The organism is Sphingobacterium prati (genome assembly GCF_013167215.1).
Lineage (GTDB): Bacteria > Bacteroidota > Bacteroidia > Sphingobacteriales > Sphingobacteriaceae > Sphingobacterium > Sphingobacterium prati.
The window spans coordinates 356,907-375,237 of record NZ_JABJWY010000038.1 but is presented as its reverse complement, the minus strand read 5'-3'; the positions used below and the strand labels follow the sequence as shown (position 1 = coordinate 375,237).

The following is an 18,331-nucleotide window of genomic DNA, read 5'->3' as shown; positions in this document are numbered from 1 at the left end:
AAATAACCACAAGACCAAACCAATCGATTATGAACACAGAACTTACTCCAATCATCGAAGCTATCCTTCGCGCTATTGCCGTTGATGAAATCTACCTATGGACTTATATCTGCGATGACAAGAAATATCAAATACTGCAGATTAACCGCCTGTCAAATACAGCAATTCGATGTATAGATCCTCTTGGCGCGATTAACAAGATCATCAACAAGCATCCAGACCTATACGTCAAAGTAAATTTCACCCACGAAATACAAAAACAACTCGATCAAGGATTGGGCCGTACCTCTCTTATTTATCAATCAGAAAATCGCATTTACCAAAATCCGGCGCAGGAAATTCCACTTGTGTTACCCCAATATACTCCAGCTGAGATTGTCGAAAAAACCAGATTATATATCGAGAAAGAGAAAAGTAAGATCCGATCGTTTATAGATGGGCACTTTTTCTATTTGGATAGTAACAACCATGCACACGCAGCCTTTATGCTCCATCAGGCCATCGAACTATCGCTAAGAACCGCAGAGAATCTTCTCTTAAACAATGACAGGAAATCACATTCGCTTAGAGGCAGCATAGGGTATCTCAAACCTTTTGATTCTAGATTGGCTAAACTAATTGACAGCGAAGAGGAAAAAAAAGCATTAGAAAAGATTGACGAAGCCTATCTTGGTTATCGTTACAATCAAGATTATACAATTGACAAAAGTCTATTAGAAACAGCTTATCAAATCGCTATAAATGCGTTAAACTGGATCTACGATTATTCCAATCTTTTATTCGAAGAAATTAGAGAACAACTTATTCCAAAGCAAAATCAGCACAGGAAGATTGAAAAATTCAAAAATAACATCGCTATTTACAATAAAAATCATTGCAATAGCAATTACCGTGACCTGATCTTAAATATTCTAGAGTTATACTGCACCCCTTCTTTAGTTGCCTGCTTCGGTTATCATTCTGATCAACATAAGTACAATAGTTTGCTCCAGAAGAAGAAAGAAGACCGAATTACCCACTCCTACTACCTATTTATTGCTTATGATAGCCTAAATACCGACATCGCCCACCTACAACAAAAGACAATGGATCTGCTACCGAAAAATGTTTCATTGACCTTGGTCACAGAAGAGACGGCGCACTTTGTCAAAAAACTTTCCAAAGGCCATCCTTTCTTTCTATCGCTGATAAAAGTCGGTGATATCTGGTTTCAAAATGCTATAGTTGAAAATATCAACCCTGACAGCATCGCTGTTCCTCAACTAGATTTGGATTACGCGCGTCAACAATGGCACAATCGCTATAATAATGCCCGCTGCATCTACAATGCTTTTGAAGAGGATTGGTCTTTTGGCGTCGAAGCCGTATATCATTCCTTATCACAAGTTTTAGAACAAACCTGTCTCGGTGTTATCAATACAATACTTCAATACAAACCTCAAACCGTTGGACTTCCTTTTTTAATGAATCTCTGCCGGTTAATTGTTCCCGATGCACACGCGACCTTTTGTCTCAACAACAGCGACCATATCAAACTGTTTAAAGAAGTTATCAAAGCTCAGCAGGAATTTAGGTATAACGCCAACTATAAAGGAGACCCATTCGCCATTATAAGATTACAGGAGCTTACAAAGTTGTTTATCGAAAGATGTAACCAAGAGATGGAAGATTACTTTGGAAAGATCTCAAGCACTATTCAGGTCGAGAAAATCGAATAGGTAGAAACGCCCCGCATTTTCCAACAGAAAACGATATATATTTGTACAATCAGTTTTATGAATTACAAACTCTCTAAGCAATTTTAATCAAGCCCAATAAACGCTCTAAAATTATCCTTTGAGATCACCTTAATTTCGGCGTTGTAGGCTTCCACAAAATTCGATGGTATTTTTGCTTTCGCCTTAGGATTCCATTTAAATTCATAACCGGTTATTCTACCATTTCACCGAAAGTAATGCTTTTTGGTGAATTAATTCACTAAAAAGCATTACTTTTGGTGAATAGCATGATTTTTACCGCTTTTAGTCAAACTCTGGAGGTTTGCTCGTGACCAATCCCAATCCTATATTCTCGGCTCTCTACTGGTGTAAAAAACTGGATATGTCGAAAGCCCCGAATTTCAAAATCGGGCCGGTAGTTACCCGGATCATATTATAAATATCCTAAATGGAAATTAAAACCCCACAGATCCTTGTCATATTTTTTACTTTTTCATCTGTACCCTAATTTCCCCGCAGTTCTGTACCTTAATTCCCACCTGTACCCTTCCTAAATTAGCAAAAAGATTTATTGCTATGTCGACTAAAACACTTCAACCGTATTCCATCAGACAGGTCGACCTCTCTGATCTATCCTTGCTAAAAAAGGTCCAGCATACTGTGAAAAACAAAAGCCTGTTGCACATGCCTTTTCTGCTGCTTACACAAGATGAATCAATAGCTGCCTTTTCTTTGGCTACCGTCTCCGAAGACAATAACCTGGCTGTTGAAATTTGCTATAGCACCAATGTCTCCGAACAACTCTCGATAATATTTAAAAACAAAGCACAACTTTATTTTAAACAACAGTTATTGACCATGTTTGGTAGTGAAGAATCGCTAAAAAGGGGCATCAGTCATTTTCACAATTGGGCAAATCCAAACGGAAACAGTAAATTAGTATAAGTATGGAGCAGAAACAATTATACAAGAAAATTGCAAACATCGTAGAGAACCAGATCAAAAATGGCTCTTTGGTCTATGGCGATCGTCTCCCTTCTGTTCGCAGTGCGCAAAAGCTTTATAATGTGAGCTTAAATACGGCAAAGAGCGCGTATATGGAACTCGAGAGCAGATCCCTGATTGAATCGCGCCCCAAATCTGGCTTTTTTGTTAGTCTGGCCGGAAAACGCCGGATGTCGATCCCTTCGATATCGACATTTAAAATTGACGAAAAGAAGCAGGACCCTGCCGCATTGATCGACAAGGTATTCCACTCCCTGGAGGATAAGGAAATTACACGATTTTCTTTGGGTTTGCCCAGCCCATCGCTGCTTCCCATTCAGAAACTCAATAAATGTATCCTGGAAACGGTGCATGAACAGCACGATTACGGCGATCAGTACGGACAGGTACAGGGTAGTCCGACTTTACGTAAAGAAATTGCCAAATGGTCGCTCGTATTGGAGGGGAAGATCAGCGATGAAGATCTGATCATCACTTCTGGCGCCATGAACGCCATCTATAGCTGCCTACGCGCGGTCACCAGCCCCGGAGATACCATTGCCGTGGAAAGTCCTTTATATTTTGGCTTTATCCAGGCCTTCCAGGTACTGGGCTTAAAGACGATTGAGATACCGACCCACCCCATTACAGGCATTGAACTGGACGCATTGAAAAAGGTAATCCACAAAATCGATGTATGCTGCTTTGTTTCCAATTTTAGCAATCCCCTCGGTGCACTCATGCCGGATGGACATAAAAAAGAACTTGTCAAGCTCTTGGCTTTTCATCATATCCCCTTGATTGAAGATGACCTCTATGGGAATATTTATTTTGGAACCTCAAGACCTAAGCCTTGTAAATACTTTGATGAGGAAGGCCTGGTCATGTGGTGTGGTTCTGTCACCAAGGTATTGGCTCCGGGTTTTCGGATAGGGTGGGTCGAGCCTGGACAGTATAAAGACAAAATTCTAAAACAACGACTGATCCAAACCATCTCACAGCCCGCAATTTATCAGGAAGCGGTAGCCAAATTTCTGCAGATCGGAAGATACGATCATCACCTCAATACGTTTAGGAAGAAACTGTACAGCAACTATATCAATTTCAGGAACAGTATAGAAGCTCATTTCCCCGAAAACACAAAGATGTCTCAACCCGAAGGAGGATTTGTACTCTGGCTGGAAATGGATCCAAAAATTGATTCAACGGTACTCTATGACTACGCACTGAAACAAAAATTGAGCTTTGCCCCTGGCCGAATGTTTACACAACATGATCAGTTTAAAAACTGTATCCGGCTGAACTATGCCGTTGACTGGAATGAGAAAACAGCGCATGACCTGATGCGATTGGGCCGTTTCTTTAAAGCTGTTATTTAAGGAATTAATCCCAGTCAATCTCATCATCATCGTCCGGTAAAATAGGCGGTGGCAGGTTATCAGATTTTTCTTCTGGGAATATTGTATGTTTACCCCCACGAATCAAGAGCACATCGAAAATTTCACCCGCCATCAAGGTACTACCGTTTGACATAAATTCGCTACTTCCGTCAGGGCTTGTCAACCAGCATCTTACTGTGGCCAGACATAAAACGACGGCATCTTTACAGTCCTCCAATGTGAAAGTAACTCCCCGGTTCACTTTTCGATCTTCTGCCCTCAGCTCCAATGTCTTGCTGGCATAATGGGATAACGTATTCTGATCATCCAGCTGGATTACCAGGCTGTATATTTTTAAGTCTATTTTGGCTAGTCTTTGGTGAATCGATTCAAATTTGCGGATACCTGTCAATTGGAGCTGGACCTTAACTTGCTGTTTCATTTCATCAAAATGCACCATGGGATGATTTATAAAGAAATTGTTCCAGCTGACTCGCTTGGAATATCGGAAACCTTTTAAGGGCAGTACTGATCCATATCCGAACCGTAAGCTCCCGAGCTCGTGTACCCGGTCATTACGCACAGCTTCATAGAGGCTATTTTGTAGTCTTGTATAGGTGCTGCGCACACATGCGACTTTTAAAATTGATTTTAAAACCTGATACAATCGGCTCGCCAAATTACTGTTGTACGTAAAATCAAATCCTGCGAGTTTGCTGTTTTCACTCAGATCATAAGCATCCCCTCGCTTTCGTTCTTTTTTTCCACTGCCAGAAGGTTTTCTCATCTTAATCAGTTAAGTCGGTATACTTTAAAAATACAATAATCACAAGAATTAAACAACAACTCCTTTAACACCACATAAGACCAAGATAACACAGCGAAACAAAGTCTCTTCAACTCCCTTAAAGTCTCCTCAAGTCCGTTCAAACGCCAACAGCATTCGAGTACGCTCTACACATGCTTCGCACCAACTTCGGGATTGCTTCGGGGCTGGTTCGACATTTGATCGGTTCGGCTTCGATCCTTCATCGGTAACAAGGCAAACAACAGGCGAAGAACAGTCAGACCAATCCCAACGCTGTCCCGAAGCAATAGCAATGCAAGCTCGAAGGATTACCGAACAACATCCGAATAGTTGTCGAACGAGAGACAGCGGACCAACGCAAACACCTCACCTGTCCAATACTATATTCCCTCGCAGATTGTATAAAGCGAAAAGTACTTTAACAATACTTTAGCGGTACTTTATATAGGACTTATTTACGCATTATAGGAGTACCCTTCTGGGATATAGTATCTCATATATCGTATATAGTTACCTAAGCCTAGAAGAAGAAATAAGCAATAATAACAGATATCTGACATGTCTATAAAAAGAAGGCGACCAAAAAGGGTCGCCTTCTTTTTACTGTATTTTCTGAAAGAATTTTTTTGTCTTATAAAAAGCCAACAGCCCGATAATACCGATCATCAGCCATAGAAAATCGACAATAAATAAATCGCGCTGTCCATTCACAAAAGTTTTCCAAAGCCAGTTGTGCGTTACCAACCCATTAGCGAGGGGAACAATAAATGCGAGAATACTGCCGACCAAAAGCGTTTCGCGATTTGTTCTTCGTATACTTCGACGAGCGATATAATACAGCGAAAGGATTAACCAGGCATAAAAATAGACCCGATAGATAAAGTCCTGGTCAACTTGGGGACTTATTTTAATCGCGATAAATGCGATCGCTGTGACAGGGAGCATTGTCAGACATATCGCTGTAAAGATATTGGCTGCCCAAAAGTTGAATTTACGTTTTCTAGGAATGACATTGTTTTTATCCCGTGCCACGAGCCAGATTAAAATTCCCGAAATAATAACCAGACAGCCCATCACTCCTAAGATAAAGTAAACCATTTTGAGTGGATATCCACCATAATCACCATAGTGCAGACGATAAATAACACTTCTGACATAGTCTCCATAGCCTGTATCCGTTAACGGCGATTTCTCTTCTACAATTTTATTATCCGCAACCTTCACCGTTAATATACCAGATCCTGCAAAGCTGCTGTTAAAATGTGGCTCGAGTTCCATAATAACATGCATATTCGAATCCGCATAATTTTTTACGACAATACGCTTAAACTCGCTTTCTGGCCATTTTTTCTTTGCTAGCTCTAAGAAAGGTGCAATTTTCACATCAGCCCTTAAAGGTTTATAGCTATAAGGATAATTGTCATGAGCAGTTACGCCGATATCCTGATACATCTTTTGCTGGTCACCATCGTACAACAACTTGCTAAATGGTAGAACCAAAACAGCGTTGACAATCAGAAATGTTCCAGTAACGGCAAAAATAAACTGAAAAGGAAACCCAATCACCCCCAAGGCCGTGTGCATATCTGTCCACACGGTCTTCCATTTGCTGAATGGTCTGAATACAAAGAAGTTTGAGACTAACTTATCCCAATGCAATAATAAGCCGGTAATTAAAGCAAATAAGAAAATAAAAGCTGTGAGGCCGGCAATAAGGTATCCAAATGGTGCAATCCCTACATTGATGGGGACTTGATTGAGCTGTGCCAAAAAATGTAGGCGGAATAAAAATTCGCCCATATCATAGTTCTTTGTATAGTCGCCTGCTGTTTTATTAGCAAAATTATACATGAAATTCTTCGAATCGTCATCGCCCCCTCTACCCCTACGGCCTTTCTTTTTTTCCGCTTTCTGTTCAGGTGTTATCTTCGACAAATTTTCCTTGTTTAGGATCGTATCGTTTGACGCCGTGTAGCCAATATAAGCAGAAGTCCCCTCCCGGTGCATATAGAAATTGATATCACGCCCATGTAGGTTGGTTTCTCCTTTTAACGAATCCAAAAATTTATCAAAGTTCTCATGGTTTTCTTGGTAAGTTTTGTACGATGCATTATTTTGCCAAGCCGCAATCTCATTTCTAAAAAAGGCAAATGAACCTGCAAAAAATATCACATACAGGAGCACACAGATGATAATCCCGCTTATGGTATGGGTATTAAAATAAATATTATAATTTCTGTTGTTCATGATTGATTACATCTTTAACAAATAAGGCAATGAAAAAACTGCCGCCAGGAGCATATAAATGCCCCATACTTTCCATCCGCTTTTGGAAAGAAAAGCCAGCAGCATCAGAACCGCCCAAAGCAGGTAACCTGTAAATCCGGCAGTCATAACAACATCCTTTTTCTCAAAAACAGTTGTCAGCAACACATGAAATGAGAGCATAACAACATACCCACCGATAAAACCTGCCGTTATCTTTAGGAACCGCTGAAAAGGTGAGCTAAGGTATTTTTTATTTGCTGGCATAGAACGAATCAATTACGATATCAAAAATTCGACACAAAGACTGACTGTATACAGTCCGAGAACATGGTATCCTGTTAAATAGCGATAAGGATTCAATAAAACGACAAGGCTCATCATGCACATCACATAGGCAAAAAAAGCAAAAAATCCAGCACCGAATCCCTGCAAGTAAAGAATTATCCCAAATGGCAGCAGAAGTATCCCAATGCTCAAGATGCGCACAGACTGAGTCTGTGCGCAAAGCTTTTTCAACCAGTCGGGTCTATGATGAAATTTTACCTTTTTACTACTGTTGTAAAAAAGATAAGCCCCAATGAGTACGATTATTAAAAGAGTGCTATACATCAGATAAATGATTACTATAGAATCGCTTAATTAAAATTTGTAGGTTATTCCTAAACGGAAATTTCGTCTTGCCTCAACGATGTAGGAGTAATAATCTACTTTACCCTCTCTTTTCATTGCCTCACTCGTTCTGGTAACAGACCCTGCAGTCATAAGCTTACGATTGTCCAACAAATTATTGACCATAAGCGAAATATTATAACGGCTGCGTTGGTAGCTAATACCACCATCCGTACGTAAGTAGTTTTTAAAATTAGATTCCTTCGTGGTGCCAATCGCACGATCAAACATGCCCTGTACACTACCTATAAAACCAACACCTTTCAGTGGCCCCTGTTGCAAACGATAAGTTACCCAAGCATTTGCCGTATGTTTTGCTGTATTGGGTGTTATATTACCTATATTTTCTTCTTTCGTATCTTTTGATATTTTGGAGTCCGTCAATGCATAATTCGCATTGACATTTAGTCCTTTCACAATTTCCCCGGTAATATCAAACTCAATTCCTTTGGTCGTTGTCTCACCCAGCTGCATCATGAAATAACCACTGCCATTGGGAAGTGGGTGATCAAAGTCTGTGGCCGTTGCATTCTTGCGTTTAATCTGATAAGCACTTAATGTAGAAATCCATTTTCCACCGCCCCATTCTTTTTTCAGACCTGCTTCCATGCTATTACCACGTATGGGTTTGAATGCTTTTCCTTCCCAGTCTGCTCCCGCCACAGGTACAAAGGACTGATCAAACAATGCATAGGCACTTGTTGAAGGAGTAATCAAATAGTTTACCCCCACCCGTGGGCTCCAGACCTTGTCCTTTACCGGATCTGCACCTGTTTTTGATACAACACTGGATGTAGTAAAGCGCAGTCCCAACGATAATTTCAGACGATCTTCCAGGAATGCCATCTCATCGTGCACATAAAAAGACGTATAGGATGAAGTGGTAATATAATTTTGGCTCTTGGCGCGTTCCTTAACGCTCAGGCTACGATCTACTTTTGGAAAGACGGACTCAGGAATACCATAAACCGGATTATAAACATTAAGTGGATCTGAAGGGATTGAATCTAATATGGAGCTAAAATCTCCCCAAAACTTCTTGTTCCCATAGTCAACTCCGGCTAAAATCCGATGTCTAATGCCACCTGTTTGCTCTTCACCATTAAAAGAGAACTGCCCAAATTTATTCTCGCCATGTTCGTCTGCAGTGCTATAATATCGTGGCATATCCCCATTGGCTGTCATATAATTTAACCAGGTGCTGGTTGCCTTCATGTCGAAGTTAAAATAAGCGGCTTGGGCGTGAAATTTCCACTTTTGGCTAAGTTTTCGGTCAAAATAAAGATAAGCACTGTGATCCCGCAGCTTGCCGGGTTCCATACCCGGATCACCATAGAAAAAGTCGTTGGCAATATCCGGATCAGCAAATCCCTTGGGCGAGAACGTATAGTTTCCGTTGCTTAGGTAAGAAGAGCCCTGAAAGGTATATTCTGCCGTTATTGAAGTCAGTGAATCGATATTATAAGTTAATACCGGAGCGACGATAAGACGTTTACTATTATTGTATTTTGTAAAGAAGCCTTTTTTCTGAGCAGCTACATTCAGGCGGTAAAGCAACTTATTGCTTTTGGTAATCCGACCGTCCAAATCCACGGCTCCACGGTACAAATCAAAACTTCCGGTATTAAGTGTAACTGATCCTTTGGTATGACCTGTTGGTTTCTTCGTTACCACATTATAGAAACCTCCGGGTTCACCGCTAGCCAACATAAAACCCGCTGGGCCTTTTACAAACTCGATACGTTCGATCATACTGGCATCTTCTGCTGTGGGCCCCCAGGATGCTTCGATATTCATACCATTACGAAAGGCTGGGATCTTGGATCCACGCATACGGATATTGGCATACTGATTATCCCAGTGCCCCTGACGTGTTGCCCCACTGATATTACGTGTAATTCCGTCAACAATGTCAAAAACCTGTTGATCAGCCATTAGATCCGAGGAAATCACCTGTATATTTTGAGGGAGCTCCAAGATAGGCGTCTTCAGACGTAAAGAGCCTGATATGCTATCAAATTTATAGTTTTGATAATATTTTCCATAAACAGCGACTTCATCAATAGACTCCGATTGATCACTGAGCTTAATCTCTCCCAAATGATTATCTTGATCTGTCAGAACCGCTTTAAAGTTATGCTTACTATAGCCAAATGCCTTGATCTCGATCGTGTAGGTGTTCGGAGATAATTTATGGAATACAAAACGTCCCTCACTGTCGGTACTCGTGGTAACACCTGTATTCGATAATTTAATTGTCGCGCCAGAAATAGGTTCGGATCTTTCATTAACAAGAATTCCATCAATTTTCAATTTGCTCTGTGCATGTGCTACAGAGAAAATTGAACTAATCATCGGAATAGCTAAAAAGGATAAAGTTTTATTCATAAATGTTTTACTAGTAGATATGTAATAAAGGATGGATTCATTTTGAATTTGGGATTTAAAATGAATCCATCTAAGTTGTAGGTATCAACGATTTATTTTACTTGCAAAAATGTTGTGCTTCCCTGCCAAGATGATGCATAAGGTTTTCCTTCATGTTCACCTGCTTTTTCCACGAAAGTACTTGCTTCGAGCACATAAGGACCTGACCACAGTGCCTCGAATGTAACTACACCATTGGCATCAGCTACAAATTCTTTACCCCATCCCGTGGATGAAAAAACGGATACTTTGGCATTTGGAACAACGTTCCCTGCGCTGGTTATCTTTGCCTTTAGACTAGCGCCTTTTTTTGCATTAATTGAATTCAGCAGCTCTACCTGTAAGGGATTTTTTACTGCACTATAGTCTAAATTACCTGGTTTACCAACAATAACAGGCATTAAAGAGGAAAACTCATATTTGGTTTGACCACCTAGATCTTTAGGTGCTTTTACAACAGATAAAAAGTAAGTCCCCTGTTCGGTCGGTTGGAATGAACCAGCAAAATGATCCCCTTTATTGGTCAACTGTACCTGAACAGGTGCTTTTCCGGGTACATGTACCAACAATTTAAAATCCTTTACATCTGAATACCATTTTGCGATATCATCTCGTTCGTTGGTCACATATTCACCATAATAGACCTTTACTTCATGCGATTGATTAACAGTACCGTAGGGCGCCGATTCGATCCAAAGCGCGTGAGCATAACTGCTGTTACAGTAAAATAGTACTGTAAGAAATGTAAAAAGCGAAACTAAAATTTTCATATTATATTGATTGATGGTATAGTATTAAACTTATTAGGAAGGATTTTACCCGCCAAAAACAAACCTTCAACAATAAAAACCATTAAAGTTCGCATTTTGTAAGTCCTTCCATATCCTTTATCCACGGTGACTGCCACAATTTTCTGCTTCGGCCGACTACAGCCAATTGTCGCAGCCTGTAAATTTTTTGCTGCGTGACAGATTACAATCTATCAGATGTTTTTGTCAAAACACCGTATTTTAATCAGTCTAAAACTATTTAGACTGATTAAAAACAGAGCAAATATAAAAGGAATTCTTTGGATATCAAGGATATTTTACATTTTTCGCTTCGTGTCGTAAATCTACCTCGGATTTGATCTCCTTTGGGCATTATCATCACATCTAAAAGAAGAAGAAAAAACAAACGCAATAATCTTATTTCCAGCTATCTGAAACAAAATCTACATCCACTTAGCCAAGGATCTAGGAAAGAAGGGAGGTGTAACGCATTACGATAAACGCGCATTGTAAAGAAGATCAGGAAAAAACTACTTCCGCACTGTAAATGTGAGCAATATCAAATAATTCTGTTTCCTGATAGCGTGTAGCAACATGAAGCTTAATATTTTCACAATGGGGCTCAAATGTGGCATGAACAAGGTCAACTGTATTATTTTCACCGGAGAGGTGCGTTAAGATTAAGTGTTTGAGGCGATCTGTTCTATATTGGTTAAACAGTTCAACGGCAATGCGGTTGGAAAGGTGTCCCCATCCGCTACTAATCCTGTTTTTCAAAAAATAGGAGTATCGCCCAGTACGCAGCATATCCTCGTCATAATTGGACTCCAACAAGAGGATATCGGAATGTTGTATAACCTGCTGCACATTTTCACAAGGCCGCCCAATGTCGGTCAACACGCCAATATTATGAATACCATCCGAAACAAGAAAACTACAGGGTTCCTTTGCATCATGGTATTTGGGAATTCCATAAATTTTAAGTCCACCTATTTCAACCTCCTCATTAGGTGCGATGATATGCACCAAGTGGGAAGGCAAATGCAGCCGGGATCCATCGTAACTTCCTTTGGTGATATACACCGGTAAATTGTACTTTTTGGCGAAGACAGATAATCCACGGATATGATCCGAATGTTCATGCGTAATGAAAATTGCTTTGACCTGCGTAGGTATAATCCCTAAATTATACATCCGTAGATGAATATGCTTGCTATTGATACCGGCATCAATCAAGATGGCCGAATCATCTTTGGCTATATAATAACAATTCCCATTACTACCGGAAGCTATCGCACAATATTTCATTTGCCTGTATTAATTTATAAGCGATTTATATTCAACAGCGTCAAAGATACGAAAAACAGGAAAATTCAGTAAGACCCTAACATTCGGGTAAACTTAACGGAATATTTACGGCTAACCCTCCATCTGCTGTTTCTTTGTATTTGGCGTTCATATCCAACGCTGTCTCCCACATGGTTTTGACCACAGTGTCCAAGCTTACTTTCGCTTTATCAGGATTGGACTGTAAAGCCAGCTGAGCCGCGGTGATAGCTTTTATTGCTCCCATGGTATTACGTTCGATACAGGGGATCTGTACCAGTCCGCCGATCGGATCGCAGGTCAATCCAAGATGGTGTTCCATCGCGATCTCCGCCGCCATCAAAACCTGGCGTTGTGATCCGCCCAGCACCTCTGTCAATGCTCCAGCAGCCATTGCCGAGGACACACCGATTTCCGCTTGACAACCACCCATGGCTGCAGAAATCGTTGCATTCTTTTTGAAGATCGATCCGATCTCCGAAGCTGTCAGAATAAATTGGACAATTTTATGTTCTCGCATGCCATCATGGAAAGTAATAAAATACTGTAAAACAGCAGGTATCACACCCGAGGCACCATTCGTTGGCGCAGTAACAACACGACCAAAGGATGCATTTTCTTCATTGACCGCCAGGGCAAAACAACTGACCCAATCCAGGATATATTGAAAGTTTTGTCCTCCTTCACGAATCGCTGTAACCCAAGATTCATAATCTTGGTAGCTGCGTCCCTGCATCAATTTTTTATTAAGTTTAGCTGCCCGGCGCTCTACATTCAAACCTCCAGGTAATGTTCCTCCCGTATGACAACCGCGATAGATGCACTCATAAATCGTCTTATAGATATTCAACACACCTGCGACGGTCTCACTTTCCTCGCGCCAGGCGCATTCATTCTCAAGAACCAGCTCCGATATTTTCAGCCCCGTTTTCATAGTCCAGTGCAGCAGCTCCTGGGCCGTGTCTACCGGGAAAGGGAGATCAACTTCGGACAGGACGCTTTCAGTATCATTTTCTTGAACAACAAAACCACCACCTATAGAATAATAAGTTTCGGTAATGGCCTTACCACTTGATAGGAAAGCCTGAAATGTGACAGCATTGGGATGGAAAGGCAAACTTTCGGTATATAAAAAAAGTAGATCTTCTTGATAGGAGAATGGGACCGTCCGTTGGCCGGCAACTTCAAGTTCACCAACGGCTTTGATATGCGCCACCTTTGGTGTGACGCGATCTACATCGAAGGTAACCGGGTCGTCCCCGCTCAGTCCAAGCAATACAGCAATATCCGTACCGTGCCCAGCTCCTGTTTTGGCTAAAGATCCATAAAGCAAAATCTTGACCTGTTCCACTTCATTCAATACTGCTTTTGCCTGAAGGACACGCGTAAACTGCTGGGCTGCACGCCAAGGGCCTAAGGTATGCGAACTGGAAGGTCCGATACCAATCTTAAACATATCAAAAACGGATATTTGTTCTTTGCTCATTATCTTAATTATTGCGGTTAGCTCGCTTTCCATAGCTTTTGTGAAAACCGCATCTAAATTAGCACAAATAAATGTACAATGTTACTGTATTTGCATTATTATCATTTTGAGAACTAAGCTGACATTCTTTTAACAAGAATCCAACAAACATCTTACATTTTTTAGCGAAAAAGTAAGAAATGCTTCCCTATCTTTGTTGGCTACAATTTATAGCATGACGGGAAAAACATTTTTATATTCTTTTTTTGCCTTTTTTATCTGTTTATTTTCAATAAGAACATATTCTCAACAACTACCTAAACGGGAGTTTCGTGGCGTATGGGTAGCTACCATCGGTAATATAGACTGGCCTTCTGTCAAAGCGAGCAACAATGTATCGTTGCAAAAGCAGGAATTCACCGACCTACTGGACCAGCATCGAAGTGCTGGCTTAAATGCGATCATCTTACAGGTACGGCCTGCTGCAGACGCATTTTATGCAAAGAGCCGGGAACCCTGGAGCCGATATTTAACCGGAAAACAAGGTCAGGCCCCAGCCCCATTTTATGACCCTCTGCAATTTGCCATTGAGGAAGCACACAAAAGAGGAATGGAATTACATGCCTGGTTCAATCCATACCGAGCTTCAACAACCTTGAATCCTGCTCATTTTTCAGAAGATCATATTACCAAGCGCCATCCCGAATGGTTTTTTACATATGCCGGGAAAAAGCTTTTCAACCCCGGGCTACCTGATGTCCGCAATTATATCATTGATGTTATCATGGATGTTGTTAAAAATTACGATATCGATGGCATCCATTTTGACGACTATTTTTATCCCTATCCAGACAGCAGGAATACATCCGTACCGGATCAACTGACCTTTGCTCGATACAACAATGGGATTGAAAATATTGAAGACTGGCGGCGCAATAATGTAAATATGCTTGTGCGCGATCTTGGTATCGCCATCAAAAGAATAAAGCCTTATGTCAAATATGGTATCAGTCCGTGTGGTGTATGGGACAACAAGGAGAATAATCATATGGGTTCGGAAACTCGCGGACTAAGTGCTTACCGGGAGCTGTATGCGGATGGGGTAAAATGGATGCAGGAAGGCTGGATCGACTACATCAATCCGCAAATTTATTTTCCATTTAAAAACCGTGCTGCGGCGTATGAAGTACTGGTATCCTGGTGGCAGCAGCATACCTATGGGCGGCATTTTTATGTCGGGCATGGTGCTTATCGGGTAACAGAGCATAAGGCCGGATGGACCGACAAAAGCCAGATTCCGCGACAGGTACGTCATCTACGGGAGGAACATGATGTAGCGGGTAGTATATATTTCAGTTCCAGATCCCTTACCGACAATTTAGTTGGATTGCAAGACTCTATGCGCAACGACCTGTATCGTACACCTGCCCTTCCCCCGACAATGCCCTGGCTGGATAGCATTCCACCCAATGCTCCTTTCGGCTTACTGGTAAAACCATCCGGTAACGGGAAAATGAATACGCTTTTTTGGCAGAAACCGGATGCAGCTAGCGATGGTGAATCAGCCTATGGTTATGTTGTGTACCGCTTTGCGGTGGGCGAACGCGTTAACATCAAGGACCCTGGAAAAATTATTTTTATCACCTACAATGCCGATAAACTTCAGTACACAGACGATGACATCAGACAACATCAACAGTATAAATATGTCGTCACAGCGATAGACCGAATGAAAAATGAAAGCCGCCCTTCGGATAGTCGGCAGACAAATGAAGATACCTAATGATTGCAAAAAACCTCCCAAATCGCAGCTGTTGTCAGCTTAGCTATCTAGGAGGCTCTTTTATTTAGTGTGATTTTAAAGCGAATTTATTTACCTTCCCCGTATTTGAATTTCTTGTTGATGGTCACAGGCAATTTCCCTGTCGCAATATTCTGCCCTAGGATGGTTTTGACAGCAGCCTTCTGCATAAAAGCATCATTTTGGTACGCCAGCAATATGGTCTTTGCTTTCTTCGAGGCTTCGACACCATCTAAGGCATATACATTTGTAAATAGCGTCAAAATAGATTTCTTCGCAAATTTCTTCATCAGATCCTGTACCTTTTCATTCAATTGCATCGTAGGACGCGGGCGTAGTCTGGTATCGTGTACAGCAATGATATATTGTTTGTTTTTCTTGATTTCTTTGATCAGGCGTTTCATATCGTCCTTACTCAAGCTGTCGGGTATAAAATATTGCGTTTCGTTGGTCAAGGCAGTTGCCAATTCATTTTGAAAGGTCTGATTGGCAGAAATACCGATATTGATAATCGCAGTAGGTAACTCTTTATTGAACGATTTCAATTTTTCGGTTGAATTGAGCGCCGTAATGGCTGCATTGGAAAGTTCATCGATCAACTGTACGGCGGACGCCCTGTGCAGATCGGCATACAAGTTTTGCTGAGGCATAGCTTGATACTTATCCAATCCCAACCATAGTTTGGCAGCCAATACTCTTTTCACCCGTGCGTCAATATCCGTTTGCGAAATACGGCCTTCTTCGATCGCCTTAAGGATAAGATCAATCGCACGTTTACTATTTTCGGAAACCTCCAGTAGGTCGTGCCCAGCAATGATCGCCTGTACATCCGCTTCACCGTTCGGGAAGAACTTTTTGACGCCCTTCATATCCATCGCATCGGTTACTGTTAACCCATTAAATCCAAGTTCATTCCTTAGTAGGTCGGTAACAACTTTTTTAGAAATAGAAGACGGCATATTGGGGGTGTCATCCAAGATGGGGATATTCATATGCGCAACCATGACTGCGGGGGCTCCTGCTTTAATAAGCTCTTTGAAGGGATACATTTCAAGTGAGTCCAATCTCTTTTTATCAAAAGGGAGTTGTGGGAGATCATAATGGGAATCTACGTCTGTATCACCGTGCCCTGGAAAGTGTTTGATGGAGGCCAGTATACCGCCATCCACCATGCCGTCCATATAGGCTTTTGCTTTTTTGGTGACATTGTATTTATTATCGCCAAAAGAGCGAATCCCTATCACTGGATTTTTGGGATTGTTGTTGATATCCACATCCGGTGCGAAATTGAAATGCATACCGATGCGATGAAAGTCCAGTGCGACCTCTCGTCCCATGCGGTAGATCAATTGATTATCCTGCACGGCACCAAGTGTCATCTGATAAGGAAAAGATAAAGTAGAATCCGGCATACGCATACCAAGTCCCCATTCTCCATCAAACGTTATCATCAATGGCACTTTGGATAGAGACTGGTAACGATTGAACATATCCACATGACGCACGGGACCACCCTGAAAAACAACAAGACCACCCAAATGTTCGTCCTGAATAACCTGCGCAACGGAATCAATATACTTCTGACCTAAATTGGTATGTGCCCGCACTAGGAATAACTGTGCTACTTTTTCCTTTGGTGTCAAGGTATTAAATACGGCATCCACCCAATCGTGCTGGGAATTGATGTATTTTACAAAATCTTTCTTGTCCTGTGCTTTCGCAATGGATAGCGCACCGACCAATGCCAATAGGCCCAGACTGAGTTTTTTGAACATAAATTAGTTTGTATAATGTCTTAAATAGATTACTAATAACGTTATTATTTTGGATAATATAAAATTGTTTTTGCAACAATTTTATATAAACACGCATAAAGGCGCAATTTATCAGGGACAGTATGAGACAAAAAATGCACGAATTAATAAGATGAGATGCAAGCTATAGCTGTTATTTGCCCTTGAATTTATGGTGGATAAATTTCAAATGAGTCCCGTTATGGATATCATGTAATTTACAGCGATTATGTACACACTGAGATGGCGAATAGTTACCTTTTTCAATGCTAAATCAAATTATATTTTTTTTCCAGAAAAAGCGTCAGTTCCATTACGTTTTCCAATTCACCGATCGCCTCCTTTTTCCACAACTTGTCGATAATCAACAAGAGAAATTGAGTTTCAAGATCTGGATTTTCATAGTTCAGGTCTTGAAAGGCGCGATGAATAATAGGTTGCACGGGTTTCATGAACTGCTCGTGCTGTTGTTTGGAAAAGGGATGGTGCGACAGACGCTCCTGTAATTTCCAGAATAGGGGTTCGGCGGTAACCAATTTGTTGGGTAGATTGATCATCGTCCGCAGGAACTCTTTTGGTTCACGGTAAGTCATCATTCCACGGTGATGGGTGAGGACTTTACGGTAGCCCGATTTAATCAAATAGACCAAAAGCGCGTCCTTGTTACCAAAATGTTTGAATATCAACGCCTCAGAAACCCCAGCGTTCTGCGCTATTGTTTTGGTAGAGGTATTGGTATAGCCTTGGTCTGAAAAAAGCAACAACGCTTCTCTCATAATACGCTCTTTTCTACTCAAAACACTTTCTTTCATATACTATGCCGTTCAGTTGATTTCTAATTCTACTGCAAATATATCTAATCTTTCCGTTCAGTTAGGATTATTGTAACTAAAATGATAGTAATTCGTATCAAATAGTCGCAT

The 18,331-nt window shown here is 41.1% G+C and carries 13 protein-coding genes; 4 read left to right on the top strand and 9 right to left on the bottom strand.

Features of this window, described 5'->3' with window-relative positions:
* The first annotated feature begins 29 nt into the window (after nt 1-29).
* From HPC41_RS21070 to HPC41_RS21060, 3 genes are all read left to right on the top strand, one after another.
* The gene (locus HPC41_RS21070) at nt 30-1,718 is read left to right on the top strand and encodes a HEPN domain-containing protein (protein ID WP_172396065.1); all 1,689 of its coding nucleotides are present in this window, start codon (nt 30-32) and stop codon (nt 1,716-1,718) included.
* Between the two features lie 576 nt (nt 1,719-2,294).
* The gene (locus HPC41_RS21065; protein WP_172396064.1) at nt 2,295-2,663 is read left to right on the top strand and encodes a hypothetical protein; all 369 of its coding nucleotides are present in this window, start codon (nt 2,295-2,297) and stop codon (nt 2,661-2,663) included.
* A gap of 2 nt (nt 2,664-2,665) precedes the next feature.
* The gene (locus tag HPC41_RS21060; protein ID WP_172396063.1) at nt 2,666-4,081 is read left to right on the top strand and encodes an aminotransferase-like domain-containing protein; all 1,416 of its coding nucleotides are present in this window, start codon (nt 2,666-2,668) and stop codon (nt 4,079-4,081) included.
* A 4-nt stretch (nt 4,082-4,085) separates the two neighbouring features.
* On the opposite strand, the gene HPC41_RS21055 is transcribed toward HPC41_RS21060, so the two are convergent.
* From HPC41_RS21055 to HPC41_RS21025, 7 genes are all read right to left on the bottom strand, one after another.
* Nucleotides 4,086-4,868 (bottom strand): hypothetical protein, encoded by a 783-nt coding sequence (locus tag HPC41_RS21055; protein ID WP_172396062.1) that lies wholly within the window; start codon nt 4,866-4,868, stop codon nt 4,086-4,088.
* Between the two features lie 621 nt (nt 4,869-5,489).
* The gene (locus HPC41_RS21050; protein ID WP_172396061.1) at nt 5,490-7,136 is read right to left on the bottom strand and encodes a PepSY-associated TM helix domain-containing protein; all 1,647 of its coding nucleotides are present in this window, start codon (nt 7,134-7,136) and stop codon (nt 5,490-5,492) included.
* Nucleotides 7,137-7,142: 6 nt separating this feature from the next.
* Entirely contained in the window at nt 7,143-7,421 is a 279-nt protein-coding gene (locus tag HPC41_RS21045) for a hypothetical protein (protein ID WP_172396060.1), read from the bottom strand.
* 375 nt (nt 7,422-7,796) lie between these two features.
* Nucleotides 7,797-10,214, bottom strand: a complete 2,418-nt coding sequence (locus HPC41_RS21040) for a TonB-dependent siderophore receptor (RefSeq protein WP_172396059.1) — start codon at nt 10,212-10,214, stop codon at nt 7,797-7,799.
* A 92-nt stretch (nt 10,215-10,306) separates the two neighbouring features.
* Complete coding sequence (locus tag HPC41_RS21035; protein ID WP_172396058.1) at nt 10,307-11,023, bottom strand: DUF4198 domain-containing protein; 717 nt, start codon at nt 11,021-11,023, stop codon at nt 10,307-10,309.
* Nucleotides 11,024-11,542: 519 nt separating this feature from the next.
* Complete coding sequence (locus HPC41_RS21030; protein ID WP_172396057.1) at nt 11,543-12,331, bottom strand: MBL fold metallo-hydrolase; 789 nt, start codon at nt 12,329-12,331, stop codon at nt 11,543-11,545.
* 76 nt (nt 12,332-12,407) lie between these two features.
* On the bottom strand, nt 12,408-13,835 hold the full coding sequence (locus tag HPC41_RS21025; protein WP_172396056.1) for an L-serine ammonia-lyase: 1,428 nt from the start codon (nt 13,833-13,835) through the stop codon (nt 12,408-12,410).
* Nucleotides 13,836-14,049: 214 nt separating this feature from the next.
* On the opposite strand from HPC41_RS21025, the gene HPC41_RS21020 reads away from it, so the two are divergent.
* Nucleotides 14,050-15,597, top strand: a complete 1,548-nt coding sequence (locus tag HPC41_RS21020; RefSeq protein ID WP_172396055.1) for a glycoside hydrolase family 10-like protein — start codon at nt 14,050-14,052, stop codon at nt 15,595-15,597.
* Nucleotides 15,598-15,683: 86 nt separating this feature from the next.
* On the opposite strand, the gene HPC41_RS21015 is transcribed toward HPC41_RS21020, so the two are convergent.
* Nucleotides 15,684-17,390, bottom strand: a complete 1,707-nt coding sequence (locus HPC41_RS21015) for a glycoside hydrolase family 3 protein (RefSeq protein WP_172396054.1) — start codon at nt 17,388-17,390, stop codon at nt 15,684-15,686.
* Between the two features lie 287 nt (nt 17,391-17,677).
* On the bottom strand, nt 17,678-18,220 hold the full coding sequence (locus tag HPC41_RS21010) for a TetR/AcrR family transcriptional regulator (RefSeq protein WP_172396053.1): 543 nt from the start codon (nt 18,218-18,220) through the stop codon (nt 17,678-17,680).
* Between the last annotated feature and the right edge of the window lie 111 nt (nt 18,221-18,331).